The organism is Polaromonas sp. (genome assembly GCF_012927455.1).
Classification (GTDB): Bacteria; Pseudomonadota; Gammaproteobacteria; order Burkholderiales; family Burkholderiaceae_C; genus Polaromonas.
In genome coordinates this window covers 41,840-66,719 of the sequence record NZ_JABBPE010000011.1, presented here as the reverse complement: position 1 = coordinate 66,719, position 24,880 = coordinate 41,840, and the positions used below count along the sequence as shown (strand labels likewise).

Here is a 24,880-nt window from a genome sequence, read left to right as displayed (position 1 = left end):
GTCGGGCTTCTTTCAGGCGTGGGCCAAGGCGGCAGGAATCTTGATATCGACCGGCTTTCCGGCCAGCGCTGTTTTGGCCACATTCCAGGCCATCAGCACCATGCCGCTCAGATAAAGCACGCCACCGCACAACCGCACCACATAAAACGGAAAGGTTGCCTTGACGCTCTCCACAAAGGTGTAGGTCAATGAACCGTCGGTGTTGATGGCACGCCACATCAGGCCCTGCATCACTCCGGCAATCCACATTGCAGAGATGTACAGCACGATGCCTATCGTCGCGATCCAGAAATGAATCTCAATTGCCTTGGTGCTGTGCATCTTGCTTTGACCAAACAGGCGGGGCACCAGGTAGTACAGCGCGCCCATAGAAATAAAGCCAACCCAGCCCAGCGTGCCACCGTGCACGTGGGCAACGTTCCAGTCGGTGTAGTGCGACAAGGCATTCACCGTTTTAATCGACAACATGGGACCCTCGAAGGTGGCGATGCCATAGAACGACAGCGCCACGATCATGAAGCGAATAATCGGGTCTTCGCGCAGTTTGTGCCAAGCGCCCGACAGGGTCATCACGCCGTTGATCATGCCGCCCCAGCTCGGCGCCAGAAGAATCAGCGAAAACACCATGCCCAGCGACTGCGTCCAGTCGGGCAGCGCGGTGTAGTGCAAGTGGTGCGGGCCGGCCCACATATAGGTAAAGATCAGTGCCCAGAAATGGACGATAGAGAGCCGGTAGGAATACACCGGCCGCTCGGCCTGCTTGGGAATGAAGTAGTAAACAATTCCCAGAAAACCCGCCGTCAGGAAGAAACCAACGGCGTTATGGCCATACCACCACTGCACCATCGCATCCTGTACACCGGCATAAACCGAATAAGACTTCATCCAGCCGGCAGGCACCACCGCAGCATTGACGATATGCAGCAGCGCCACTGCAATGATGAACGAACCATAAAACCAGTTGGCAACATAGATATGGCGCACCTTGCGCAGGCCAATCGTGCCGAAAAAGACGATGGCGTAAGCCACCCAGGTCAACGCGATCAGAATGCCAATCGGCCATTCAAGTTCAGCGTATTCTTTGCCGCGGGTAAAACCCATGGGCAGAGAAATGGCCGCCCCCACAATCACAACCTGCCAGCCCCAGAAGTGAAACGCCGCCAGTTTGTCAGAGATTAATCGAACCTGACAGGTGCGCTGCACCACGTGGTAACTGGTGGCAAACAGCGCGCAGCCGCCAAAGGCAAAGATGGCCGCATTGGTGTGCAGCGGACGCAAGCGCCCGAAGGACAGCCAGGAGATTCCGAAATTGAGTTCGGGCCAAGCCATCTGCGCGGCGATGAACACGCCGACCAGCATGCTGACTACACCCCAGACCACCGCCATCACGGAAAACTGTCGCACCACCTTGTCGTTATAGACTGTGGCACGGGAAGCGGACCAGCCACTTGTAGAGGCCCCTATGGAGGCAATTGGAAGCACGGCACTCATTTAAAATCCCTTGGTTGCCTAAGTTGTAAAGGAGTGTGCTCCTTGGGTTCAGGCTCGGTATTGACATGGATCAAGTCTTCAGGGCAAACCCTTGCTATCTCGCCCTCATCTGCCTCATCTGCACCAGGTTGATTCTTTTCGCCCTGAAAGATGCGCTGTCCCTCACTCTCCAAATCGTCAAACTGGCCGGACCAGACGGCCCAGGCCAACACTCCCATGACGGCCAGGGCCAGCATCACCGACAAGGGAACGAGCAAAAATAAAATATCCATCAGTCGCCTTCTTTCACGCCTTGCAGGCGTGAGATGCCCGACACACGCGCCAGACGCGCTGCATTGGCGATTACCAGCAGCGAACTCAGTGCCATGCCCAGGCCAGCCAGCCAGGCCGGCAAGGAGCCCGTCAGGGCCAGCGGCACGCACACTGCGTTGTAGATGGCGGCCCACCAGAGGTTTTGCCGCACGGTGCGCATGGTGCGGCGTGCCTGTACCAGCAGACCGGGAACCATCCGCAGTTGCCCGCCCGGTATGAGAAAGTCCGACTGGGCTTGCGCCAGCGCCACTGCGCCTCCCACAGCCACTGACACGTTGGCGCCGGCCAGCACCGGCCCATCGTTCAGCCCGTCACCCACCATCAGCACCTGGCGTCCCTGTTGCTGCAAAGCCAGCAGGTGCTGCAGCTTGCTTTGCGGCGTACTGTCACCCTGCGCGTGGCTGATGCCTATGTGATCTGCAACGCGACGGGCCGCCGCTTGACTATCACCGGACAGCAGCTGTACCTCCACCCCGGCCGCCTGCAAGGCGGAGATCGCGGCAGCGGCATCGGGACGCACCATCTCATCGAGGTCAAAGCGCGCCAACCAGCCCGATTCATCGGCCAGGCAGACCTGCACGGTGTCAGACTCGGTGTCTGCTGAGGCCGTGTCAAGATTGCAAAACCGCGCCGACCCCAGACGCAGCTGAAGCCCACAAGCTGGCAAATGTGACGCCAGCAGCGTGCCCTGAAGACCTTGGCCCGCGAACTCCTGAACATCCGCCAGCTTGAACTGCGCGGACGCGTCGACCGGCCCAGGCAATGCAGCGCGCGCGGCCATAACCAGGGCGCGCGACACCGGATGGCGCGAGTGTTGCGCCAGCGCGGCCGCCAGTTGCAAAGCCTCGGCACCGGTCACACCGTCCCGCGTACGCACGGCGTGCAAGCCCATGCGCGCTTCGGTCAGTGTGCCGGTTTTGTCAAAAATCACGGTGTCTATTTGCGCCAGCGATTCAAGCGCCTGCAAACGCCGCACCAGCACGCCGTGCCGCGCCAGCAGCCCGGCAGAAGTGAGCATGGCGCTGGGCGTGGCGAGCGACAGCGCGCACGGACACGTTACTATCAACACGGCCACCGCTGCCATCAGGGCGCGCGCCGGGTCGGTGCTCCACCAGAAGGCCGCCGCCATCGCCGCGGCAATCAAGACAAACCACAGGAAAGGCTTGGCAACGCGGTCAGCCAGCAGCGCCAGCCGGGGCTTGTCCACGGCGGCCCGCTCCATCAGGGCCACGATCTGCGCATAGCGGGTGGTCTGGCCGGTCTGTTCAATGCACACTTGCACCACGCCAGAAAGGTTGTAGCTGCCGGCCAGCACCGGCGAGCCGGCTGGACGGGCGACCGGCCGCGACTCCCCGGTGAGCAGCGCCTCATCGGCGAAGGTGTCACCCAGCACAATGCGGCCATCAGCCGGAAACGCCTCGCCCGGCAGCACGCGAATCAAGTCGCCCGGCATGAGCCGGCGCACCGCCACCCGTTCAAACAGGCCGCTCGCCACTTGCCGCTCTACGCTGTCGGGCAGTCGCTGCATCAGGCTGTCCAGAGAACGGGCGGTGCGCCCGCGCAAGCGCTGCTCCAGCCAGCGGCCGGTGAGCAGAAAAAAGACAAACATTGTCAGCGAATCAAAGTAAACCTCGTGGCTCCACCAGCCTTGCGGTTCAAAGGTGGCCACGCTGCTGACCGCGAAAGTGATGGCGATGCCGAGCGCCACCGGCAAATCCATGCTGATGCTGCGCCGCTTCAGGTCGCGCAGCGCATTGGCAAAAAATGGCCGGCACGAAAACAGCAGCACCGGCAGACTCAAGACCCAGGAGGCCCAGCGCAGCAGCTTTTCAATGTCTGGCGTGATGTCTCCCGGCCCGGCGATATAAGACGGAAAGGCATACATCATGACCTGCATCATGCAAAACCCGGCCACCAGCCAGCGCCAAAGCGCCAGACGCGCCTCCTTGCGGCCATGGTCGGGAACAAATGCATCAGCGGCGGGCAGCAGGCGGTAGCCCAGCGCCAGCGGCAGGTCCATCCATTGCGAGGGCCGGGTATGCGCAGCCGACCAGACGATGCTGGCGCGCTCGCTGGCGGCACTGACGCGCGCAGCCAGCACGCCGGGAATACCCATCAGCGCCTGTTCCAGCGTAAGCGAGCAGGCCGCGCAATGCATGCCCTGCACCACCAGCTGCGATTCCCAGAGCTGCTGGACGGAGGCCGAGGGCGCGTCGCAGGCCCGGCTGAAAAGTGCCCATTCTTCGGGCTCATCGAACAGCTTCAGGCGGTTGCTGCGCGCTTCGGTCGATGCACCTGCTGTACCGGTTATATCGGCGGTTATATCGGCGGCTGTAGCGGAGGGGGCGGATAGCGCAGACGGGAGGCCGACCGCTTCGCATGAAAAGACTGCAACTGGCATGTGCCAAGACTAATGGCAGCGGCGGCATGGAACCTTGATATGCATCAATTCCAGAGTCATCTATTGGCTTAAGGTAGGACTTTCTTGCAACATCAGGAATTCGGCCATGTACCAATGCATTCTTATAGCCACCGATGGATCAACCTTATCCCGCAAAGCCGTCAGCAGCGGAATCAAGCTGGCCGAACTCACGGGCGCGAAAATCGTGGCGCTCAAGGTGGTGCCGCGCTACCCGCTTAGCTATTTTGAGGGCGGCATGGCGGTCTCGGTGCAGGACGTGGCCAAGGTCGAGCAGCAATGGGCTGAAGGGGCGCAGACCATAGTCGATGGCGTGAAAGCCAGCGCCGAGGCCAAGGGCGTCACGGCCAAGGCCGTCACCGTCAAGTCAGACCTGATCGCCGAGGCCATTGTCGCCGCCGCCAAAAAACACAAATGCGACCTGATTGTGATGGCCTCGCATGGACGGCGTGGTCTTAAGCGCCTGCTGCTGGGCAGCGAAACCATCCATGTGCTGACGCATTCACATGTTCCGGTGCTGGTATTGAGGTAATTGGCCCCTAGCCCATATAAGGCGGGCGTAGGCAGCTATTAAATTAATAGCGTTCCAGCGCCGCTTCAACCAAAGAGGCTTTTGTGCTGCTCGCGCAACAGGTTCTTTTGCACCTTGCCCATGGTGTTGCGCGGCAGTTCGCTGACGACGAAGCACTGCTTGGGTATCTTGAAATTAGCCAGTTTGGACTTGAGAGCGGCCACGATCTGAGCCGCATCGAGCGTGACGCCCGGCTTGGCGATGACGACCGCCACCCCGACTTCGCCAAAGTCCGGATGCGGCACGCCGACCAGCGCGCTCTCAGCCACGCCGTCCATGTCGTTGATGTAGCCTTCGATCTCGGCAGGGTAGACGTTATAGCCACCGCTGATGATCAAATCCTTGCTGCGCCCGACGATGGTGATGTAGCCCCGCTCGTCAATCTTGCCGACGTCACCGGTCTTGAAATAGCCGTCGGCGGTGAATTCCTCGGCGGTTTTTTCAGGCATGCGCCAGTAGCCCATGAAGACGTTCGGCCCTTTGACCTGAATGCCGCCAATCTCGCCGACGGGCAGAGGCAGTCCCGCATCGCTTTGCACGCGCAGGCTTACGCCGGGCAATGCAAAACCCACGGTACCGCCGCGCCGCCCATCACCCTGGTGGCCCTGGTAGGGGTTGGAAGTCAGCATGGCGGTCTCGGACATGCCGTAGCGTTCCAAAATGGTGTGGCCGGTGCGCTGCTGCCATTCAGTGAAGGTTTCGATCAGCAGCGGCGCCGAACCCGCAATGAACAGCCGCATGTTGCGGCAGGCGTCGCGGTCCAGCCCGGGTTCGGCCAGCAGGCGCACATACAGTGTGGGCACGCCCATGAAGACGGTCGCCTGCGGCAGTTTTTCAACCACCAGCTTCGGGTCAAATTTAGCCAGCCAGATCATCTTGCTGCCGTTGATGAGCGCGCCGTGAACTGCCACAAACAGCCCGTGCACATGAAAAATCGGCAAGGCATGAATCAACACATCATTCTTTTGCCAACCCCAATACGCCTTGAGCACCAGCGCGTTGCTCAGCAGGTTGCCATGCGACAGCATGGCGCCCTTGCTGCGGCCGGTGGTGCCGCTGGTGTACAAAATCGCGGCCAGGTCGTCCTGCTGCATGAGGGCCACCGCGTGTTGGTCGCTGCAGTGTGCGGCGCGAGCCAGCAGCGAGCCGCTGCGGTCGTCGTCCAGCGTGAAGACGTTCTGCGTGCCCGCCTTGAAGGCAATCTTGCTGACCCAACCGAAATTCTTGCTGCTGCAGACCACCACAGCGGGCTCGGCGTTGCCGATGAAATACTCGATCTCGGCACTCAGGTAGGCGGTGTTCAGCGGCAAAAACACATAGCCGGCGCGCAAGGTCGCCAGGTACAGCATCAAGGCTTCGACCGATTTTTCAACCTGCACCGCGATGCGCGCGCCGGCTGGCAAGCCCAGCGATTGCAGCAGGTTGGCCATCATGGCCGTGGCCCGTTCCAGATCGGCCCATGAATAGCGCAGGCCGTTGTCGGTTTCAATCGCGACCTGGTCGAGCGCGGCGGGGAAAGCAGCACGCAGCGCTGCAAACAGGTTATGGTTTTTCATGGAAATCCGGCGAATCTGTCGTTTTGAAAATTGAAAATTAAAATATGGGGGCGTTCAACGGGCAAACTGCGGCTCGCGTTTTTCAATGAAGGCCGTCACGCCCTCGCGGTGTTCAGCAGAGGCCGCATAAGCATAAGCATTTGCTATTAAATCTATAGCCGCTTGCGCCCGTGGTATCTGGGCTATAGCCCTTAACGCCTGTTTATTCAGGCGCGCCGCACGCGGCCCCAGCGGCTTGATTCGGTCAACCCGCGCGAGTGCGGCAGCGCACAGCGCGTCAGCCGGCACCAGCTGGTTCAAGAAGCCGCGCTGCTTCATCTCCTGCGCATCCAGCACAGCTGCCGTCAGCAGCATCTCTCTAGCCGTCAGTTCGCCGACGGCACGCATGACCAGCGCGGCTTCGCGCGGTGCCATGGGAAAACCGAGCCGGGCAATCGGTGCGCTAAAACGGGCGCTGTCCGCCGCGATACGGATGTCGCAGCAACTGGCGATTTCAAGGCCGGCGCCCATGCAGTTGCCGTCAATCCGCGCGACGATGGGCGCGTCGCAGTCCAGCATGGCCTGCAAACCGCCCCACACCTCGTTTTCATGAAAATCGTGCAGGCTGGCTTCTTCAAAGCGAAAGCTGGCATATTCAGAGATGTCACCGCCGGCACAGAAGTGGCCGCCGTCACCCTGAATCAGCACGCAAAGAAGATCGCTGCGCTGCTGGATACCTTCGAACGCGGCACGCAACTGGCGCCACATCACGCGCGACATGGCGTTGAATTTGCCGGGGTGTGAGAGCGTGACAAAGGCCAAAGGGCCGGTCACTTTAAGCTGAACCGCACCGCTCATCGAACTGAAGACAGCCAGCCGGCGCCGAGAGAGAAAACCAACGGCCGCCGCGCCGGGCCGCCCCAAGCAAGGCCAGTCCCCTTTGGAGGCAGCGAGGCGATGGAAACGGCCGCAGAGGTTCCATGCCAGTCAGGGCCGCGGAACCGGCTTTGCCGGGCCGCAGGCGCAGCAGCCCCCTCGGGGGGCAGCGCAGTACGCGAAGCGACAAGCGTGGGGGCCATATCTACTCCAGCCGGGCGCCAGAGGCCTTGACGACTGCCGCCCAGCGCCTGATTTCAGCCCTCACAAACGCGCCAAACTGCGCCGGCGTCAAATTGCCAAACTCTGCACCATTGCTGGCCCAGACGGTTTTGAGTTCTTCGCTGGCGGCCGCCTTGCGCAGTTCTTCGACAATGCGCGCCTGCACCTCGGCCGGTGTGCCCTTGGGCGCCCACATCCCGTACCAGGTGGTCACGGTGTAGTCGGGCAGCCCCAGTTCGGCGGCGCACGGCACGTCGGGAAAAGCCGGATTACGTTTAAGTCCTGACACCATCAGTGCCTTGATACGGCCACCCTTGATGTGATTGGCCGACGAACCCAGGCCGTCGAACATCATGTCGACGTTGCCCGAGATCAAATCCTGCAGCGCCGGACCCGCGCCGCGGTAGGGAATATGGGTGATAAAGGTTTTGGTCTGCTGTTTGAACAACTCGCCCGCCAGATGGTGCGAAGTACCGGCACCTGCAGAACCATAGTTATAGCGTCCCGGTTTGCTGACAACCTGGGCTAAAAAGGCCTTGAAATCGCCGGAAATGTTTTTGGGGTTGACCACCAGTACCTGCGGCACGTTGGCCATCAGCGCGAGCGGCACAAAGTCCTTTTCAAGGTCGTAGTCAAGCTTCGGATACATGGACGGCGCAATCGCGTGATGCACGGCACCCATGAAAAGCGTGTAGCCATCGGGCGCAGCCTTGGCCGCAATACTGGCGCCCAGTGTGCCGCCTGCGCCGCCGCGGTTGTCAATGATCAGCGGCTTGCCGCTCATCTTGGCGAACTGCGCTGACAGCGGCCGGGCAAAGGCGTCGGTGCCGCCGCCTGCGGGAAACGGCACGATCAGCGTCACCGGCTTGGCGGGCCAGGCCGACTGAGCCTGGCTGCCGAAGGAATATGCCGCGACGCTGGCCGCTGCGGCGCGCAATACGTCGCGCCGCGAGCCCGGAAATTCGAGGCTGAATGTCATGCTTGTCTCCTGCTATTGTTGAATCGAAAAAAACCAAAAAAAAACGGCTGCACTGATGCCAGGCATCACGTTCAAATATACAAAGCCTCCACGCCACCTGATACCGGAATTTTCCCTTGCGCCAGCAATGCGCGGTGCTTATCCAGGCGCTTCAGGTCGTAAAGATAGTTCACCATGATGCCGTAAGACTGTTTCAGCCCCTTGGGCGAGGGGTCGCCAGCCCAGTTGAGCCGTTCGACGCGGGCGCCGTTGCCCAGATGAAAGCGCGCCACCGGATCGACTGGTTTGCCACCCGCTTCCAGCCCCTGGCCCAGGTAGTGGGCGGCGCATCGGAGCAGCATCAGGCGCAGCGGCGATTTCTCGGGCAGGGCCAGCGCGCCCTCGGCCGCCGTGAGCAAGTGCGCTGCGCTGGGCGGCTCAAAGCCGAGCGCCCGGCCCAGCGCCGCGCGCTCCTTCTCGCCCAGCTTGTCCAGCATGGCCGCCGCATGTTTGCCCAGCCAGGCGCGAAAGCCCGGTATCGGCGACAGCGTGGCAAATACCCTGAGCCTGGGGAACTCTTCCTTCAGCGTCTCCACCACGCGCTTGATCAGCGAGTCGCCAAAGCTCACGCCACGCAGGCCAGGCTGCGTGTTGCTAATGGAATAAAAAATAGCCGTCGTCGCTTTTTTCAGATCCTCCGCTGCGGCCAGTTCATCGAGCAGCGGCATGATGTCGCCGGTCATGCTGTCGACCAGCGCGACTTCAACAAAAATCAAGGGCACTTCGGGCAGACGCGGATGAAAAAACCCGTAGCAGCGGCGGTCGCTGTCGAGCCGGTTCTTGACGTCGGCCCAGCTCTTGATGTCATGTACCGCCTCGTACTTGATCAGTTTTTCTATCAACGAAGCAGGCGAGTCCCAGCTGATGCGGCGCAGGTCCAGGAAACCCACGTCAAACCAGGTGGAAAACATGTATTCCATCTCGACATCCAACGCCAGCAGCCGCTTGTCGGTCCTCAGGCTATGCTGCATTTCGGCACGCATATCCACCAGAAACTGGATCCCTCCGGGATACACGCTGAAACGCTGCAGCAAGCGACGGCGCGGCGACACGGTGGCACGCCGGTAATGCACCTCGGCCACCGCTTCATCCGGTGTGCCCACGGCGGCGGCCAATTGGGCTTGCGCCACATTGACCTTTTGCGTGTTGGCGACGAACTGCTCGCTCATCAGCAGCCACAGGTCACGGCGCCGCTCCGTTGTCGCCCCCGCATACCAGGCGGCAACCGCCATGGCGCGACGCCCTCCCTCGACCTCGCTCACGCCAGGATCGACGATGGCCTGGAGCTCCTGCAGCGTGCGGCGCAGCACCCGCGGCGACAGCGCCTCGTCTTTCTGGCTCAGCGTGGCCTTCAGCCGTTCGTGGCTGCTGCGGGCCGGTTGCCCGGCTCCGGGTGCTATTTTTTTAGGAGCTGCTTGCGCCCGTTCTGATTGGGCTACAGCCACTTTTGTTTCTTTTTTATCGGTTGCCGTGAAGCGCGAGACCTTGCGGCTGAACCAGTCAGCGGCGCTCATGATGCAACCCTGGAGTGTTGGCTGCGCGCCAGCTCGCGCAGCGCCTCCCGCTGGCGCGTCAGGTGCGTGCGCATGGCGGCTTCCGCACCCTCGCTGTCACGGCTTTTCAGCGCGGCAAACACCGTCATGTGTTCCGACAGGCTTTGCGCCAGGCGTCCCGGCGCATGCAACTGCTGCAGACGGGCCAGCTTGAGAATTTTGCGCAAATCAGCAATCGCTTGCGCCAGCCAGCGGTTGTTGGCCAGCAAAATAATCGCCTCGTGAATCGCGAAATTGGTGGCGTAGTAATCATTGATGCGGCCGGCCCGTGCATAGTTATTTAGCCGCTCGTGCAGCGTGGCGAGCGCCGCCAGATCGGCATCTGTGGCATGGCGCGCCGCCTCGTAGGCACAGCGCCCTTCCAGCAACGCAATCACCGGGAAAATATCGTCAAGGTCTTGCTCGGTCACTTCATTGACAAAGCAGCCGCGCCGCGGCTCATGGCGCAGCAGGCCCTCGGCCGTCAGCACCTTGAGCGCCTCGCGCAGCGGCGTGCGGGAAATCTCCAGCCGCTCGCACAGTGCGGCCTCGTCCAGAAAGCTGCCAGGCACCAACTGGCCCGCGAAAATCTGCTCGCGCAAGGTAGCGGCGACTTCCTGATGCAGCGAATGGGGGACAAGGCGCATGGCTGGGTTTCCTGCTGGACGTTCAAACTTGCCGGCTTCGGATAAGCATAATTTTTGGTAATTACCCGTAATTATGGATAAGACCAGAACTGGTTTCAAGCCGGTGGCGCGCCTAAATCACCCGTGTAAACCCGAAGCCGCCGGGCGACCTCGCCACTACTGCCGGGCTCCTGGAGGCGCAGCCATCTTTCATCTTCGATCTTCCAAGCCGATGCGCGACGAGGCGCGCCGCAGTGCGACGCCGCAGACAGCGCCGCAAAACCGCAGAACCGCAGAACCGCGAGAAGGTGCTACACCCTATCGGGCGTGAGGCAGAAATCGATCGCTATCAAATAAATAGCTACTCACGCCCGTTTTATATGGGCTGCGGCCGTTTTGAAGCCCACATCCAGAGCCAGACGCCGGCCCCGATCATGGGGATGCACAGCCATTGGCCCATGCTCATGCCGAGCGCCAGAATGCCGAGAAAATCGTCGGGTTCGCGGAAGAACTCGGCAATGAAACGGAACACCCCATAGCCGACCAGGAAGGCGCCCGAAACCTGGCCCATCTTGCGCGGTTTGCGCGCGTACAGCCACAGCAGCACGAACAGCAGCAGACCTTCCAGCAAAAACTGGTAAACCTGCGAGGGATGCCGCGGCTGCAGCGAGCCGCTGTGCCTGAAAACCATGCCCCACGGCAAATCAGGCGCACTGAAACGCCCCCACAGTTCGCCATTGATGAAGTTGCCGACGCGCCCGGCCGCCAGCCCGGTTGGCACGCAAGGCGCCACAAAGTCCATCACCTGCAGCCAGGGCCGCTGGCGCGAGCGCGCAAACCAGAGCTGAGAAACCAGCACGCCCAACAAGCCGCCATGAAAGCTCATGCCGCCTTGCCAGACTGCCAGAATTTCCAGCGGATGAGCGGCGTAGTACGCGGGCTTGTAGAACAGGCAGTAACCGAGGCGCCCGCCGATGATCACGCCCATCACGCCCAGAAACAGAATGTCTTCAATGTCCCGGCGGGACCAGGCGCCGGGGCCGGTGATGGCGGCATACGGTTGATGCCGCAGGCGCAAGGTAGCCAGCAAAAAGAACAGGCCAAAAGCCGCCAGGTAGGTCAGGCCGTACCAGTGAATGGCGAGCGGGCCCAGCTGGAGTGCAACGGGATTGATTTCGGGATGAATAAGCATGGGGGATATTTTGCCTTGTCACTGCGGGTGCCTTCGGCGCTATGCTGCCTCTTGTTTCTCGAGCAGAGACCGAGCTCTGTTTGAGGCGGCCCAGCGCTTCGTTTGGTGGCCCCCCTCGACGAGGCCGGGGCGCCGTCCTCAGCCGAGGGGCTGGCCGATAAATGCCACAAAACGCTGCAGCACCGGGTTGCTGCTAGCCTCGGACCAGACCAGGCTGGTTTCGCAGCCCGGCATTTGAATTGGCGCCCTGCCGCTTGAGGCGCCCTTCGAGCTGCCCGCCGAAACACAGCGGTACACCACGCCCGGCCGCTGGAACTGGCGCACGCTATCGGGCACCCAGGCGATACCGAGGCCGGCCGACACCAGATTGACGATGGTCTGCATCTGGATGGCTTCCTGCGCCACGCTCGGTAACTGACCGGCGGCATGGTACATCGCAAAAATCGCGTCGTAGAGCGAAGGCAGGATGCGTCGCGGAAAAATCACCAGGGGCTGGTCCAGCAAGTCCTTCAGCGTGAGCCTGGTCTTGGCTGCCAGAGCGCTGTGTTCGGGCAGCGCCAGCCGCAGCGGATCGTGCGCCACCCGCTGGCACGCCAGGCCGGGCGGTGCAAAGCCAGGCGAATGAAGGATAAAACCGGCGTCGATTTCGGCGCGCTCAAAAGCCAGCAGCTGCACATCGCCAGTGGCTTCGATCAGCTCGAGCTGCACCTTGGGGTGCTGCGCGCGAAAGGCCAGCACCCAGCGCGGCAGCAAATCGAAGCCGACGGTGGAGACAAAGGCCAGCCGCAAGCGCCCCGCTTCGCCGTCGGCGCTGGCGCGCGCATAGGCGGGCAAGGCGCTGGCACGCGCCAGCAGGTCGTGCGCCTCGGGCAGCAAAGCGGCACCTGCGGCAGTGAGTTGAACGCTGCGCTTGGTGCGCTCGAACAATCTGAGCCCGAGCGCGGCCTCCAGCTGGGCAATCGCCTGGGTCAGCGGCGGCTGAGTCATGTTCAGGCGCTGGGCGGCGCGGCTGAAATGGAGCTCTTCGGCCACGGCGATGAACTGGCGCCAAAGCCGCAGCTCGATCAACGGTGGTTGGCGGGAATAAGTGCGGGTGACTGTGCGGGTGACTGTGCGGGCGACGGGATCTTTCATATGCAGTAGATATTAATACAGCATAAATAATGGATTAGAAAGAATCAGTCAAAGCGCCGATACTTGGCGTTTCGTCCACCTCGTCCTCATCACCTGACTTCACCAGACCTCAAAAAGGCGCCCCATGGAAACCAAAACCATCCAACTCAACCCGCGCAGCAAAAACATCACGGAAGGGAAGTCGCGCGCGCCCAACCGATCCATGTACTACGCCATGGGTTACGAAGAAGCCGACTTCAAGAAGCCCATGATCGGCGTCGCCAATGGGCACAGCACCATCACGCCGTGCAACAGCGGCCTGCAAAAGCTGGCGGACGCAGCTATTGCGGCGATTGAAGAAGCCGGCGGCAACGCGCAGGTGTTTGGCACGCCGACCATTTCCGATGGCATGGCCATGGGCACCGAGGGCATGAAGTACTCGCTGGTGAGCCGCGAAGTCATTTCCGACTGCATCGAAACCTGCGTGCAGGGCCAGTGGATGGATGGCGTGGTGGTCATCGGCGGCTGCGACAAGAACATGCCGGGCGGCCTGATGGGCATGCTGCGCGCCAACGTGCCGGCGATTTATGTCTATGGCGGCACCATATTGCCGGGCACTTACAAGGGCAAAGACCTGAACATCGTCAGCGTGTTTGAAGCCGTCGGCGAAAATGCCGCCGGCCGCATGAGCGACGAGGACCTGCTGCAGATCGAGCGCCGCGCCGTTCCCGGTACCGGCAGCTGCGGCGGCATGTACACGGCCAACACCATGTCCAGTGCCTTCGAGGCGCTCGGCATTTCGCTGCCCTACTCCAGCACCATGGCCAATCCGCACGACGAGAAAATGAACTCGGCCAAAGAATCGGCCAAGGTATTGATTGAAGCGGTCAAAAAGGACCTCAAGCCGCGCGACATCGTGACAAAAAAATCGATTGAAAATGCCGTCGCCGTGATCATGGCCACCGGCGGCTCGACCAACGCCGTGCTGCACTTTCTGGCAATTGCGCATGCGGCAGGCGTGCAGTGGACGATTGACGACTTCGAGCGCGTGCGCCAGAAAACCCCGGTTCTGTGCAACCTCAAACCGTCCGGCCAATATCTGGCGGTCGACCTGCACCTGGCAGGCGGCATTCCGCAAGTCATGAAGACGCTGCTGGTGGCCGGCCTGCTGCACGGCGACTGCGTGACAATTTCGGGCCAGACCATTGCCGAAGTACTCAAAGACGTGCCCGATGCCCCGCGGGCCGACCAGGACGTGATTCGGCCTATCGACAAGCCGATGTACGCCCAGGGTCACCTGGCCATTCTCAAGGGCAATCTGTCGCCCGAAGGCTGCGTCGCCAAAATCACTGGCCTGAAGAACCCCGTGATGACCGGGCCAGCGCGCGTGTTTGATGATGAGCAGTCCGGCCTCGCCGCCATCCTGGCCGGAAAGATCGTCGCCGGCGACGTGATGGTCTTGCGCTACCTTGGCCCCAAGGGCGGCCCCGGCATGCCGGAAATGCTGGCACCCACCGGCGCGCTGATTGGCGCCGGTCTGGGCGAAAGTGTGGGCCTGATCACCGACGGGCGCTTTTCCGGCGGCACCTGGGGCATGGTGGTAGGCCACGTCGCGCCAGAGGCGGCGGCTGGCGGCAACATCGCGTTCATCCGGGAAGGCGACTCGATCACGATTGATGCCAGACAGCTGCTGCTGCAACTGAACATCAGCGATGCCGAACTGGAAAGCCGCAAGGTCGGCTGGAAAGCGCCGGCGCCACGCTACACCCGCGGCGTGCAGGCCAAGTTTGCCTTTAATGCATCAAGCGCCAGCAAGGGTGCGGTGCTCGACGACTATTGAGTCCAGCTAGCTACTTTGTGGCGTTTTGAAAGAGCCCGTAAGTTACAGACTTCGCGGGCTCTTTACTTTCTTTTTTTTGGCTGCAAGCCCATAGCGTCGCGCTGCCGGTCAATGCGGTCCTGCTTGCGCTTGTCCATCTTGTCGACTTCCTTTTGTTTGGTATAGCCCGAGGCGTCAGCCCAGGCCCACCAGGCCGCTGCGAGCGCAAAAGGCAGCAATACGACCCACCAGCTCCAGTCGGCGACCGGCCCAATCTCCAGATATTTCAGGGTCAATGCGACCAAGCCAATCATTAAAAAATACACAGCAAACTCCAAAAATTCTTGCCGGAACAAGCGGTGCTCCCAATCGCCTGCCCGGACCATGAGTCAACCGGCACCACTACAATAACGTTGGTTGACTGTAACCTTTCCATCACTACCCTTTAGAGGACATCCGATGAAACGTATTCTTTTGGCAATCGCTTCCCTGGCTGCAGGTTTTGCAGTAACCACGCCCGCAATGGCCGATATGGCGCTGGCCACCGCCAAGAACTGCATGGCTTGCCACGCTATCGATAAAAAACTGGTGGGACCTTCGTACAAGGATGTCGCAGCCAAGTACGCCGGCCAGAAAGACGCCGCCGACAAGCTCGCAACCAAAGTGATCAAAGGCGGCTCCGGCGTCTGGGGCCCCGTGCCCATGCCCGCCAATGCCCAGGTCACGCCTGACGAAGCCAAGAAATTGGTGGCCTGGATCCTGACGCAGAAGTAATCAGCGTCTATCTGCCAGCAAAAAGCCCGCTCACTGAGCGGGTTTTTTTTATGGCTTTTTCTGCCACTTCATAACAATTTATGGCTCTAGCCCATTATCCACGGGCGCAAGCAGCTATCACTTTAATAGCACCCTGAGGTGCCATCGCGTTCTTAATAAGCTTGGCCCAGCTGGTCCAGAATCGCCGGGTTTTCGAGTGTCGAGGTGTCCTGTGTAACCGCTTCGCCCTTGGCAATGGAGCGCAGCAGGCGGCGCATGATCTTGCCGGAGCGGGTCTTGGGCAGGTTTTCGGCGAAGCGGATGTCCTTGGGCTTGGCGATCGGACCGATCTCCTTGGCCACCCAGTCACGCAATTCCTTGGCCAGTTTCTTGCCCTCCTCGCCTGTCGGCAAGGGGCGCTTGAGCACCACAAAGGCGCAGATGGCCTCGCCCGTCAAATCATCGGGACGGCCAACCACGGCGGCTTCGGCCACCAGGTCGCTCTTGGCCACCAGCGCCGATTCGATTTCCATCGTGCCCATGCGGTGGCCTGAGACGTTGAGCACGTCGTCGATGCGACCGGTGATGCGGAAGTAGCCGCGGTCGGCGCTGCGCACCGCGCCATCGCCGGCCAGGTAGAGCTTGCCGCCCATTTCTTCCGGGAAATAGCTGGTCTTGAAGCGCGCCGGATCATTCCAGATGGTGCGGATCATTGACGGCCAGGGCCGCTTCACGACCAGGATGCCGCCCGTGCCATTGGCAATGTCGTTGCCGACCTCGTCCACAATCGCCGCCATGATGCCCGGCAGCGGCAGCGTGCAACTGCCCGGCACCAGCGGCGTGGCGCCCGGCAGCGGCGTCATCATGTGGCCACCGGTTTCGGTCTGCCAGAAGGTGTCGACGATAGGGCATTGCTCATGACCGATGTTTTTGTAGTACCACATCCAGGCCTCGGGGTTGATCGGTTCGCCGACCGAGCCCAGAATGCGCAGGCTGGACAGATCCGAACGGTCCGGATGCACTTTTTCGTCGGCCTCTGCCGCCTTGATGAGCGAGCGGATAGCCGTTGGCGCGGTGTAAAAGATCGAGCATTTGTGACGCTCGATCATCTGCCAGAAGCGCCCGGCGTTCGGGTAGGTCGGAATGCCTTCAAAAATGATTTGTGTGGCGCCAGCGGCCAGCGGGCCGTAGGCGACATAGGTGTGGCCGGTGATCCAGCCGATGTCGGCGGTGCACCAGAACACGTCGGCCGGCTTCAGGTCAAAGGTCCAGTCCATCGTGACCTTGGCCCACAGCAGGTAGCCGCCGGTCGAATGCTGCACGCCCTTGGGCTTGCCGGTGGAGCCCGAGGTGTAAAGAATAAACAGCGGGTGCTCGGCGCCCACGGGCACCGGCGCGCATTCGGTACTTTGGCCGGCCAGTGCCTGGTCAAAGGTTTTGTCGCGCCCAGCCACCATGTTGCAGGCGGTGGCCGTGCGCTGGTACACCAGCACGGTTTTGATGGACTCGCAGCCGCCCATCGCCAGGCCTTCATCGACGATGGCCTTGAGCGGCAATTCCTTGCCGCCGCGCATCTGGAAATTGGTCGTGATGACAGCGACCGCTCCGGCGTCGATGATGCGTTCTTGCAGCGCCTTGGCCGAAAAGCCGCCAAACACCACGCTGTGTGTGGCGCCTATGCGCGCGCAGGCCTGCATGGCAATCACGCCTTCCAGCGTCATTGGCATATAGACCAGCACCCGGTCCCCCTTTTTGATGCCTTCGGCCTTGAGCGCATTGGCAAACTGGCTGACCCGGGCCAGCAATTGCTTGTACGTGGTCTTGGTGACGGTCCCGTCGTCGGCCTCGAAAATCACCGCGGTCTTGTTCTCGACCGGGGTGCCCATGTGCTTGTCCAGGCAGTTGGCCGAGGCATTGAGTTCGCCGTCGGCAAACCATTGGTAAAACGGCGCGTTGGACTCATCCAGCGTCTGGGTGAATGGCTTGTTCCAGACGACGTTTTCGCGCGCCAGCCGAGCCCAGAAACCTTCGAAGTCGTTTTCGGCCTCTGCGCACAGCGCGTTGTAAGCGCCCATACCCGAGATACGGGCGGCTTTGACCATGGCTTCGCTGGGCGGAAATACGCGGTTTTCAACCAGCATGGATTCGGTGGAAGCGCTAGGGGAAGTGATCGTGGTCATGGTTGTTGTCTCCGGTTTGACATGGGAATGCGCGTTACTGTCGGGTTTCGCACTTACAAAGCACTGACTGGCTTGAATCTTACAAGTTCCAGGCGCCACTCGGGGCTTATGGTGGGCCTCTACAATCCAGCAAAACTCAGAACCCCTCCATGACAGAACCCATCGCGCCCAAAGCCTCCCCACTTCGCCCGCTGCCCAAGCTGATTTTTGCCAGCCGCTGGCTACAGTTGCCGCTCTACCTGGGGCTGATTGCCGCGCAGGCGGTCTACGTGGTTCACTTCCTGGTGGAGTTGATGCATCTGATCGAAGCCGCCTTTGGCAGCCAGACCGCCGTGCAGGCGCTGATCAGCAGCATCGGCTACAAAACCACCACGCCCATCACGGCCTTGAATGAGACCGTCATCATGCTGGTCGTGCTGGCGCTGATCGACGTGGTCATGATTTCCAACCTGCTGATCATGGTGATCGTGGGCGGCTATGAAACCTTTGTCAGCCGCATGGACCTGGAAGGACACCCCGACCAGCCCGAGTGGCTGAGCCATGTGAATGCTTCAGTGTTGAAGGTCAAGCTGGCCACGGCCATTATTGGCATCAGTTCAATTCACCTGCTAAAAACCTTCATCAATGCCGACAACTACAGCGACCGGGTGCTGATTGCGCAGACGGTGATTCACATCGCGTTCCTGCTTTCTGCGTTGGCTATTGCCTACACCGACAAGATCATGTCGGGCATCGCGGCCCAAAAACATTGATCAAATAAGCCTCTAGCGCAATCAGGACGGGTGCTATCAGCTATTTAAACGATAGCAGATAGCGCCTTTTTCAGACCATGTTCTGCGGCACCACCCAGGCGTCGAACTGTTCGGCCGTGACATGGCCCGAGGCAATCGCCGCCTCGCGCAGGCTGCTTCCCTCCCTGTGCGCCTTTTTGGCGATGAAAGCGGCCTTGTCGTAGCCGATATGCGGATTGAGCGCCGTCACCAGCATCAGCGAACGGCCGACCAGCTCTGCAATGCGCTCGCGATTCGGCTCGATGCCGACGGCGCAATGGTCGTTAAAACTCACCATGCCGTCGGCCAGCAGGCGCACACTTTGCAAGAAGTTGTGCGCAATCATCGGCCGGAACACGTTCAGCTCGAAGTTGCCCGACGCGCCGCCAAAGTTGATCGCCACGTCGTTGCCGAACACCTGGCAGCACAGCATGGTCAGCGCCTCGCTTTGCGTCGGATTGACCTTGCCCGGCATGATCGACGAGCCCGGCTCGTTCTCGGGAATGCTCAGCTCGCCAATACCGCTGCGCGGGCCGCTGGCAAGCCAGCGCACGTCGTTGGCGATTTTCATCAGGCTGGCGGCCAGCGTTTTCAGCGCGCCGTGGGCATGGACCAGCGCGTCGCACGAGGCCAGCGCTTCGAACTTGTTGGGCGCCGTGACAAACGGCAAACCGGTCAGCCGCGCCAGTTCAGCCGCCACCTGTTCGGCATAGCCCTTGGGCGCGTTGAGCCCGGTTCCGACGGCGGTTCCGCCCAGCGCCAGTTCATACAGATGCGGCAGCGCATCGCGCACATGCGCCGCGCCGTGCGCGAGTTGCGTCGCGTAGCCGGAGAACTCCTGGCCCAGCGTCAGCGGCGTCGCATCCTGCAAATGGGTACGGCCGATTTTCACGATACCGTCAAAATCCCTGGCCTTCCGCGCCAAAGTCGGGCGCAGCTTTTCAATCGCCGGCAGCAGCCGATTGGTGATGCCCTCTACCGCCGATACATGCATGGCGGTTGGAAACACATCGTTCGACGACTGGCTGCGGTTCACGTCGTCATTCGGATGCACCAGCCGCGCATCGCCGCGCTCGCCGCCCAGCAGTTCGCTGGCGCGGTTGGCCAGCACTTCGTTGACGTTCATGTTGGTCTGGGTGCCCGAGCCGGTCTGCCAGACCACCAGCGGAAATTCGTTCGCGTGCTGGCCGGCAATCACTTCATCGGCCGCCGTCACGATGGCCTGGGTTTTATTCTCGTCCTGCAGGCCCAGCGCGTGATTGACGAGGGCCGACGAGCGCTTGATCTGCGCCAGCGCCCGGATCAGCTCGGGCGGCGGCTGCTCGCCCGAAATATCAAAGTTCTGCAGCGAACGCTGCGTTTGCGCCCCCCATAATTTTTCGGCGGGCACCTCAATCGGGCCAAAGGTATCGCGTTCGGTACGTGTCTTCATGGCAGAGCCTGGGGCTGTCGAATGGTGGGACGGCAAGTATCAGTCCAAAACCACCCGATGTCACCCCAAGATGCCTGTGCCGGCAATGGGAAAGGCCGCAAAGCGGTCCTTCCCTTTTATCGGATGACGCGCGTCGGGTCTAGCGAACCACGGCGTAGTTCACGGGCACCCAGGCGTAACCCTTGCCGCTCGCACGCACATGGCCAATGCCTGGAAACGAAATGTGGGCGCCGCCCACCAGGTAGCCGTTTTTGGCGGCGTCGGCAAAGACCTGCTTGCGCTGCACCGCTGCTGATTTGGCATCGCCGTCAAACTCGATGGTGACGGCAGGATCGTCAAATTGCACCGCCGCCGCGTGAACCACATCCCCCCACAGCAGGAGCTTTTGTCCCTTGCTCTCCACCATGTAGGCGCTGTGGCCGGCGGTATGGCCGGGCGCGGCGACCGCCTTGATGCCGGGCACCAGGTTGGTGCTGCCTTCAAAAGTCGAGAAATGGCTGGCCTTGACATAAGGATTCAACGACGCCATCGCGCCTTGAAAGAAACCTTTGGCCTCAGGCGCAGCCTTGTCCAGATTGGCCTGGCTCAGCCAGTAATCAGCATCGTGCTTGTCAGCGCGCACCGTCGCATTCGGGAAGGCCATCTTGTCGCCGTCCATCAGGCCGCCGACGTGGTCAGGATGCATGTGGGTAATGTAGATTTCATCGACCTGTTCGGGCTGGTAGCCTGCAGCTTTCAGGTTGGCCAGCAGGTTGCCCAGGGTCGGGCCAAACAGTTTGGCCGCGCCGGTGTCAATCAGGACCAGTTTGCTGCCGGTGTTGATGAGGTAGGTGTTGACCGATGTTTCGACCGGGGCTTTCATGAACGATTGGGCCAGTGCCTTGTTGACTTTGGCCGGTGTGGTGTGGGTCAGCAGCTTGGCCACCGGCAAGTCCACGGTGCCGTCCGACAAGGCGGTGACTTCAAAGTCGCCCAGCATCATGCGGTAGTAGCCGGGTGCCGACGTTTTAACGAATGGCGCGGCGGCATGCGCACTTTGCAGCGGTGCAAGCCCGAGGGTGGCGCTGGCGGTCAGGGCAGCCATCAAGTAGGTGCGGAACTGTTTGCTTGTGTGGGTTTTCATGAGAGATTGGGAAGTTGAGGAAAAAGAAAAAGGGCAAATCGCATCCAGAACGGCTCAGGCCGGAGCACCCTGCTGGCGGGCAGGCTCCGCGCTGGCGAACGCGGCGTGCGCATCGCACGACTGCATGATGCGGTCTATGGTGGGCGTGTTGGGCACCGTGATCTTGAACAGGCGAGTCATCACCACGATGCTGGCCAGCACGATATCGGCCACGGTGGGGGTGTCGCCATGGCAGAACGAGCCGGTTTCCTGGTCAGCGGCCAGACGCTGCTCGACAGCGGCCAGGCCGGTGCCGAACCACTGGATTTGCCAGGCGCGCCAGGCGGCATCGTCAAAACCGGCTGCCGAAGACGCCAGGTATTTCTTCACGCGCGGGGTGATCAGCGGGTGCGTGTCGGCCGCCAGCATGGCAGCCAGCGAACGCACGCGCGCCCGGCCATGCAGGTCCTTGGGCAGCAGGGGCGGGGCCGGCTGAAATTCATCGAGGAATTCCAGAATCGCCAGCGACTGGGTCAGCGGCGCATGGCCAGGCTCCACGAGCGCCGGAATCGCACCCAGCGGATTGATCTTCAAAAATGCTTCGCTGCGCTGCTCGCCAGCGTCCAGGTTCACGATGCGTTCATGCGCGGTCAATCCCTTGAGGTTCAGGGCTACCCGCACGCGGTAGGTGGCCGAGGTGCGCCAGAAGGCGAAAAGTTCAAAGTGCGGCTGGTTTTGCGGGCTGTTCATGATGACCTTTATGGGGTTGAAGTGGATTGAATTAAATCCGCAGATTTTCGGACTGATTGGTCCATAATGTACGGCATGTTGCCAATCGCTGCCTCCGTTCATCTGCAAAAAACGCCTGTCGCTGCGGGCCGGCCGCGCCAGTTCCTGCCGGAAACTGTTTTACAAACCGCCCTTGAGTTGTTCTGGCGCAAAGGCTTCGAGGCGACCTCGCTGGATGACCTGCTAGGTGCCATGCGGCTCAGCCGGTCGAGTTTTTACGGCTGCTTCGGCTCCAAGCAGGGAGTTTTCACAGCGGCCGTCCATGCGTATGCCGATGAATGCTTCACCACATTCAGCGCCGCCGCCGAGGCCGCGCCTGACCCGCTTGCCGCCGTGCGGGCCGTGCTGGCCGCTGTCGCCGATGTCGACGGCGGGACGCGTGGTTGCTTTTTCGTCAACTCGGTGACCGAACTTGCGCCTCACGATGTGGAACTCACCGCCTACAGCCAGGGCCACATCGCCAGGGTTGCCGCGCTCGTCACGGATTTGCTGGTGCGCGCCGGTTTTGCACCGCAGCTTGCGCAAGACCGTGCCGGCGCAGCGCTGGCGCTGGCCATGGGCGCCATCACCTTGCGCAAGGCCGGGATTCCTGCGGCCCGCATCAAGATGCTGCTGGATCAGGCGCAGATGCTGCTGGCCTTGCCATGACCGCTGCCTTCATTCAGGCACGGGCGCCACCAGCCTTCGGCCTGACACCGAGCTGATTTTGATCCCTTGATATCTAACCCTCCCTTCGTTATTCAGAAAGCTGCCAATGTCCACCTCCATTGCGACCCTCTTCATTCCCGCACTGCTGTGCGACGAACGCCTGTACAGCGACGTGATCGCCAAATTGGGCGACCAGATTGACGCCCGGGTAATGATGTCACCCAAGCCTCTTTTAGCCGACAGCGTGGCTGACATCCTGGCGAGAGCACCCGCAACGTTTGCGCTGGTCGGGACCTCTTACGGAGGCAACCTGGCCATGGAAATCGCCCTGGCGGCGCCCGAGCGGGTCACGGCGCTCTGGCTGATGGGCTGCGACCCTGCAGCGCCGCAAGCTGGCGGTCCCGATCTGGCCAGCGGTCTTGAAGCGACGCCCGACGCGGTCTATGGCATGCTGGCCGGCTTGGTAGTGCACAAGGAAGCCACCGGTTCGGCAGTAACTTTTCTAGAGATGGCGCGGGCGGTTGGCGGCGCTGCGGGTGCCGCCCAAGCCAGGGCACTGGCTGTGCGGGCAGAACTCACCGCTCGCCTGAAAGAATTGAAGATGCCAGTGCTGGCGTTGTGGGGTGCAGAAGACGTACTGGTCCCGGCCGCTATCGGGCGCAAGCTGGCCGATGCCCTGCCGAACGCCAAGTTCCACCAGCTGGCGGGTTGCGGCCATCTGCCGACGCTCGAAAAGCCGGCGGAATCGGCAGCGCTCTTCGCCAACTTTCTTCGCAACGCTCACTGAAGCGGTCCAGCTTGTTTGGCGTGGCCTGCGGTTTTGCCGGGGGGATAATCGCCGGAATCCAAAAACCCACAGAACCCGCCATGACCACGATCAAACAAGCCGACCTCATCGAATCCGTTGCCGCCGCCCTGCAGTACATCAGCTACTACCACCCGGCCGACTACATCGCCCATCTGGCGCGCGCCTACGAGCGCGAGCAAAGCCCGGCCGCCAAGGACGCCATTGCGCAGATCCTGACCAACAGCAAGATGAGCGCGACCGGGCACCGCCCGATCTGCCAGGACACCGGCATCGTCAACGTGTTTTTGAAAGTCGGCATGGATGTGCGCTGGGACGGCTTCACCGGCAGCATTGACGACGCCATCAACGAAGGCGTACGCCAAGGCTACAACCATCCCGACAACACGCTGCGCGCTAGCGTAGTGGCCGATCCGCAGTTTGACCGCAAGAACACCAAGGACAACACGCCGGCCGTGATCTTCACTGAAATCGTTCCCGGCAACACGATGGAAGTGACCGTGGCGGCCAAGGGCGGCGGCAGCGAGAACAAAAGCAAGATGGCCATGCTCAACCCCGGCGATTCGGTAGTCGACTGGGTCCTCAAGACCGTGCCGACCATGGGCGCCGGCTGGTGCCCGCCGGGGATGCTCGGCATCGGCATTGGCGGCACCGCCGAAAAGGCCGTGCTGATGGCCAAGGAAAGCCTGATGGACGACCTGGACATGTACGAGTTGCAGGCCAAATCCGCCTCCGGCGCACCGCTGACCAAGGTCGAGGCGCTGCGCCTGGAACTGTTTGAAAAGGTCAATGCGCTGGGTATCGGCGCGCAGGGCCTGGGCGGCCTGACCACCGTGCTCGACGTCAAGATCAAGCTGTACCCGACGCACGCGGCCAGCAAGCCGATCGCCATGATTCCGAACTGCGCCGCCACGCGCCATGCGCATTTCGTGATGGACGGCAGCGGCCCTGTGTACTTGACGCCGCCATCGCTCGATACCTGGCCCGACGTGAACTGGACGCCTGATTACGTCAAGAGCAAGAAGGTTGACCTCAACACTTTGACCCGTGAAGAAGTCGCTAGCTGGAAGCCGGGCGAGACCTTGCTGCTCAACGGCAAAATGCTGACCGGCCGCGACGCCGCGCACAAGCGCATTGCCGACATGCTGGCCAAGGGCGAAAAGCTGCCGGTCGATTTCACCAGCCGCGTGATTTACTACGTCGGCCCGGTCGATCCGGTCAAGGGCGAAGCCGTTGGCCCAGCCGGCCCAACGACGGCGACCCGCATGGACGGCTTCACCGAGATGATGCTGGCGCAGACCGGTTTGATCTCCATGGTCGGCAAGGCCGAGCGCGGCCCGGTCGCGATTGAAGCCATCAAGAAGCACAAAAGCGCTTACCTGATGGCGGTCGGCGGCGCCGCTTACCTGGTGTCCAAGGCGATCAAGCATGCTGAAGTCGTGGGCTTTGCCGACCTGGGCATGGAAGCGATTTACGAGTTTGACGTGGTCGATATGCCCGTCACCGTGGCGGTCGATGCCGGGGGAACGAGCGTGCACAACACCGGCCCGGCGGAGTGGCAAAAAAAGATTGCCAGCGGCGAATTCAAGGGGATTGCGGTCGCTGCGGGGTGAGTGCACTCTGGCGGTAACACCCATTCGCCGCCGTTTTGCACCGGATTCACGTCAAAATCCGC

22 protein-coding genes are annotated in these 24,880 nt (G+C 61.5%); 7 read left to right on the top strand and 15 right to left on the bottom strand.

Annotated elements, in window-relative coordinates; translation table 11 throughout:
- Window positions 1–12: 12 nt before the first annotated feature.
- From ccoN to HHJ18_RS11745, 3 genes are read right to left on the bottom strand one after another with little or no spacing between them, the layout of a single operon-like run.
- Window positions 13–1,491: a cytochrome-c oxidase, cbb3-type subunit I gene (ccoN, locus tag HHJ18_RS11755; RefSeq protein ID WP_296915492.1), complete on the bottom strand. Its 1,479-nt coding sequence runs from the start codon at window positions 1,489–1,491 to the stop codon at window positions 13–15.
- Entirely contained in the window at window positions 1,488–1,763 is a 276-nt protein-coding gene (gene ccoS, locus HHJ18_RS20970) for a cbb3-type cytochrome oxidase assembly protein CcoS (RefSeq protein WP_366558835.1), read from the bottom strand. The genes ccoN and ccoS overlap by 4 nt, the downstream gene beginning before the upstream one ends.
- Window positions 1,763–4,204 (bottom strand): cation-translocating P-type ATPase, encoded by a 2,442-nt coding sequence (locus tag HHJ18_RS11745; RefSeq protein ID WP_296915491.1) that lies wholly within the window; start codon window positions 4,202–4,204, stop codon window positions 1,763–1,765. Before HHJ18_RS11745 ends, ccoS begins: the two co-directional genes overlap by 1 nt.
- A gap of 106 nt (window positions 4,205–4,310) precedes the next feature.
- Between HHJ18_RS11745 and HHJ18_RS11740 the strand changes: the two genes are divergently transcribed.
- Window positions 4,311–4,754, top strand: coding sequence for a universal stress protein (locus tag HHJ18_RS11740; protein WP_296915489.1), 444 nt, complete (start codon window positions 4,311–4,313; stop codon window positions 4,752–4,754).
- A 65-nt stretch (window positions 4,755–4,819) separates the two neighbouring features.
- On the opposite strand, the gene HHJ18_RS11735 is transcribed toward HHJ18_RS11740, so the two are convergent.
- The 7 genes from HHJ18_RS11735 to HHJ18_RS11705 form a co-directional block, all read right to left on the bottom strand.
- The gene (locus tag HHJ18_RS11735) at window positions 4,820–6,349 is read right to left on the bottom strand and encodes a malonyl-CoA synthase (protein WP_296915487.1); all 1,530 of its coding nucleotides are present in this window, start codon (window positions 6,347–6,349) and stop codon (window positions 4,820–4,822) included.
- Between the two features lie 54 nt (window positions 6,350–6,403).
- A complete protein-coding gene (locus tag HHJ18_RS11730; RefSeq protein ID WP_296915485.1) occupies window positions 6,404–7,186 on the bottom strand; it encodes an enoyl-CoA hydratase/isomerase family protein in 783 nt (260 codons plus the stop codon).
- Between the two features lie 223 nt (window positions 7,187–7,409).
- Window positions 7,410–8,405, bottom strand: coding sequence for a tripartite tricarboxylate transporter substrate binding protein (locus HHJ18_RS11725; RefSeq protein WP_296915483.1), 996 nt, complete (start codon window positions 8,403–8,405; stop codon window positions 7,410–7,412).
- Between the two features lie 71 nt (window positions 8,406–8,476).
- A complete protein-coding gene (locus tag HHJ18_RS11720) occupies window positions 8,477–9,958 on the bottom strand; it encodes a malonyl-CoA decarboxylase family protein (RefSeq protein ID WP_296915481.1) in 1,482 nt (493 codons plus the stop codon).
- Window positions 9,955–10,623 (bottom strand): GntR family transcriptional regulator, encoded by a 669-nt coding sequence (locus HHJ18_RS11715; RefSeq protein ID WP_296915480.1) that lies wholly within the window; start codon window positions 10,621–10,623, stop codon window positions 9,955–9,957. Before HHJ18_RS11715 ends, HHJ18_RS11720 begins: the two co-directional genes overlap by 4 nt.
- A gap of 355 nt (window positions 10,624–10,978) precedes the next feature.
- Window positions 10,979–11,794, bottom strand: a complete 816-nt coding sequence (gene lgt / locus HHJ18_RS11710) for a prolipoprotein diacylglyceryl transferase (protein ID WP_296915478.1) — start codon at window positions 11,792–11,794, stop codon at window positions 10,979–10,981.
- Between the two features lie 138 nt (window positions 11,795–11,932).
- The gene (locus HHJ18_RS11705; protein WP_296915476.1) at window positions 11,933–12,928 is read right to left on the bottom strand and encodes a LysR family transcriptional regulator; all 996 of its coding nucleotides are present in this window, start codon (window positions 12,926–12,928) and stop codon (window positions 11,933–11,935) included.
- A gap of 124 nt (window positions 12,929–13,052) precedes the next feature.
- Between HHJ18_RS11705 and ilvD the strand changes: the two genes are divergently transcribed.
- Window positions 13,053–14,747 carry a dihydroxy-acid dehydratase gene (gene ilvD, locus HHJ18_RS11700; RefSeq protein ID WP_296915475.1) on the top strand — a complete coding sequence of 565 codons (1,695 nt, stop codon included), beginning with the start codon at window positions 13,053–13,055 and terminating at the stop codon, window positions 14,745–14,747.
- Between the two features lie 62 nt (window positions 14,748–14,809).
- Here ilvD and HHJ18_RS11695 read toward each other — a convergent pair whose 3' ends face one another.
- Window positions 14,810–15,052 (bottom strand): TIGR04438 family Trp-rich protein, encoded by a 243-nt coding sequence (locus tag HHJ18_RS11695; RefSeq protein ID WP_296915473.1) that lies wholly within the window; start codon window positions 15,050–15,052, stop codon window positions 14,810–14,812.
- A 133-nt stretch (window positions 15,053–15,185) separates the two neighbouring features.
- Here HHJ18_RS11695 and HHJ18_RS11690 point away from each other — a divergent pair, with 133 nt between their 5' ends.
- Complete coding sequence (locus HHJ18_RS11690; RefSeq protein ID WP_296915472.1) at window positions 15,186–15,500, top strand: c-type cytochrome; 315 nt, start codon at window positions 15,186–15,188, stop codon at window positions 15,498–15,500.
- Window positions 15,501–15,652: 152 nt separating this feature from the next.
- Here the strand turns inward: HHJ18_RS11690 and acs are convergent, their stop codons facing one another.
- Complete coding sequence (gene acs / locus HHJ18_RS11685; RefSeq protein WP_296915544.1) at window positions 15,653–17,650, bottom strand: acetate--CoA ligase; 1,998 nt, start codon at window positions 17,648–17,650, stop codon at window positions 15,653–15,655.
- A gap of 158 nt (window positions 17,651–17,808) precedes the next feature.
- Here acs and HHJ18_RS11680 point away from each other — a divergent pair, with 158 nt between their 5' ends.
- Window positions 17,809–18,411: a YqhA family protein gene (locus HHJ18_RS11680; RefSeq protein ID WP_296915470.1), complete on the top strand. Its 603-nt coding sequence runs from the start codon at window positions 17,809–17,811 to the stop codon at window positions 18,409–18,411.
- Between the two features lie 70 nt (window positions 18,412–18,481).
- Here HHJ18_RS11680 and fumC read toward each other — a convergent pair whose 3' ends face one another.
- The 3 genes from fumC to maiA form a co-directional block, all read right to left on the bottom strand.
- Window positions 18,482–19,861: a class II fumarate hydratase gene (gene fumC, locus HHJ18_RS11675; RefSeq protein ID WP_296915469.1), complete on the bottom strand. Its 1,380-nt coding sequence runs from the start codon at window positions 19,859–19,861 to the stop codon at window positions 18,482–18,484.
- A 139-nt stretch (window positions 19,862–20,000) separates the two neighbouring features.
- Window positions 20,001–20,945: an MBL fold metallo-hydrolase gene (locus tag HHJ18_RS11670; RefSeq protein WP_296915543.1), complete on the bottom strand. Its 945-nt coding sequence runs from the start codon at window positions 20,943–20,945 to the stop codon at window positions 20,001–20,003.
- Between the two features lie 93 nt (window positions 20,946–21,038).
- Window positions 21,039–21,713: a maleylacetoacetate isomerase gene (maiA, locus tag HHJ18_RS11665; protein WP_296915467.1), complete on the bottom strand. Its 675-nt coding sequence runs from the start codon at window positions 21,711–21,713 to the stop codon at window positions 21,039–21,041.
- 75 nt (window positions 21,714–21,788) lie between these two features.
- Here maiA and HHJ18_RS11660 point away from each other — a divergent pair, with 75 nt between their 5' ends.
- The 3 genes from HHJ18_RS11660 to HHJ18_RS11650 all read left to right on the top strand — a co-directional run bounded on the left by HHJ18_RS11660 (window position 21,789) and on the right by HHJ18_RS11650 (window position 24,818).
- Window positions 21,789–22,400: a TetR/AcrR family transcriptional regulator gene (locus HHJ18_RS11660; RefSeq protein WP_296915465.1), complete on the top strand. Its 612-nt coding sequence runs from the start codon at window positions 21,789–21,791 to the stop codon at window positions 22,398–22,400.
- Between the two features lie 106 nt (window positions 22,401–22,506).
- Window positions 22,507–23,187 (top strand): alpha/beta fold hydrolase, encoded by a 681-nt coding sequence (locus HHJ18_RS11655; protein WP_296915463.1) that lies wholly within the window; start codon window positions 22,507–22,509, stop codon window positions 23,185–23,187.
- An 80-nt stretch (window positions 23,188–23,267) separates the two neighbouring features.
- Complete coding sequence (locus HHJ18_RS11650) at window positions 23,268–24,818, top strand: fumarate hydratase (protein ID WP_296915461.1); 1,551 nt, start codon at window positions 23,268–23,270, stop codon at window positions 24,816–24,818.
- Window positions 24,819–24,880: the final 62 nt, after the last annotated feature.

What these genes read in the sequence shown, in the direction of transcription:
- HHJ18_RS11730 (WP_296915485.1), bottom strand. Translation starts at nt 7,186, where the DNA reads ATGAGCGGTGCGGTTCAGCTTAAAGTGACCGGCCCTTTGGCCTTTGTC.
- HHJ18_RS11650 (WP_296915461.1), top strand. Translation starts at nt 23,268, where the DNA reads ATGACCACGATCAAACAAGCCGACCTCATCGAATCCGTTGCCGCCGCC.
- HHJ18_RS11680 (WP_296915470.1), top strand. Translation starts at nt 17,809, where the DNA reads ATGACAGAACCCATCGCGCCCAAAGCCTCCCCACTTCGCCCGCTGCCC.
- ilvD (WP_296915475.1), top strand. Translation starts at nt 13,053, where the DNA reads ATGGAAACCAAAACCATCCAACTCAACCCGCGCAGCAAAAACATCACG.
- fumC (WP_296915469.1), bottom strand. Translation starts at nt 19,861, where the DNA reads ATGAAGACACGTACCGAACGCGATACCTTTGGCCCGATTGAGGTGCCC.
- HHJ18_RS11660 (WP_296915465.1), top strand. Translation starts at nt 21,789, where the DNA reads ATGTTGCCAATCGCTGCCTCCGTTCATCTGCAAAAAACGCCTGTCGCT.
- HHJ18_RS11705 (WP_296915476.1), bottom strand. Translation starts at nt 12,928, where the DNA reads ATGAAAGATCCCGTCGCCCGCACAGTCACCCGCACAGTCACCCGCACT.
- HHJ18_RS11745 (WP_296915491.1), bottom strand. Translation starts at nt 4,204, where the DNA reads ATGCCAGTTGCAGTCTTTTCATGCGAAGCGGTCGGCCTCCCGTCTGCG.
- lgt (WP_296915478.1), bottom strand. Translation starts at nt 11,794, where the DNA reads ATGCTTATTCATCCCGAAATCAATCCCGTTGCACTCCAGCTGGGCCCG.
- HHJ18_RS11740 (WP_296915489.1), top strand. Translation starts at nt 4,311, where the DNA reads ATGTACCAATGCATTCTTATAGCCACCGATGGATCAACCTTATCCCGC.
- HHJ18_RS11670 (WP_296915543.1), bottom strand. Translation starts at nt 20,945, where the DNA reads ATGGCTGCCCTGACCGCCAGCGCCACCCTCGGGCTTGCACCGCTGCAA.
- HHJ18_RS11725 (WP_296915483.1), bottom strand. Translation starts at nt 8,405, where the DNA reads ATGACATTCAGCCTCGAATTTCCGGGCTCGCGGCGCGACGTATTGCGC.
- HHJ18_RS11715 (WP_296915480.1), bottom strand. Translation starts at nt 10,623, where the DNA reads ATGCGCCTTGTCCCCCATTCGCTGCATCAGGAAGTCGCCGCTACCTTG.
- HHJ18_RS11720 (WP_296915481.1), bottom strand. Translation starts at nt 9,958, where the DNA reads ATGAGCGCCGCTGACTGGTTCAGCCGCAAGGTCTCGCGCTTCACGGCA.
- maiA (WP_296915467.1), bottom strand. Translation starts at nt 21,713, where the DNA reads ATGAACAGCCCGCAAAACCAGCCGCACTTTGAACTTTTCGCCTTCTGG.
- HHJ18_RS11735 (WP_296915487.1), bottom strand. Translation starts at nt 6,349, where the DNA reads ATGAAAAACCATAACCTGTTTGCAGCGCTGCGTGCTGCTTTCCCCGCC.
- HHJ18_RS11655 (WP_296915463.1), top strand. Translation starts at nt 22,507, where the DNA reads ATGTCCACCTCCATTGCGACCCTCTTCATTCCCGCACTGCTGTGCGAC.
- ccoN (WP_296915492.1), bottom strand. Translation starts at nt 1,491, where the DNA reads ATGAGTGCCGTGCTTCCAATTGCCTCCATAGGGGCCTCTACAAGTGGC.
- ccoS (WP_366558835.1), bottom strand. Translation starts at nt 1,763, where the DNA reads ATGGATATTTTATTTTTGCTCGTTCCCTTGTCGGTGATGCTGGCCCTG.
- HHJ18_RS11690 (WP_296915472.1), top strand. Translation starts at nt 15,186, where the DNA reads ATGAAACGTATTCTTTTGGCAATCGCTTCCCTGGCTGCAGGTTTTGCA.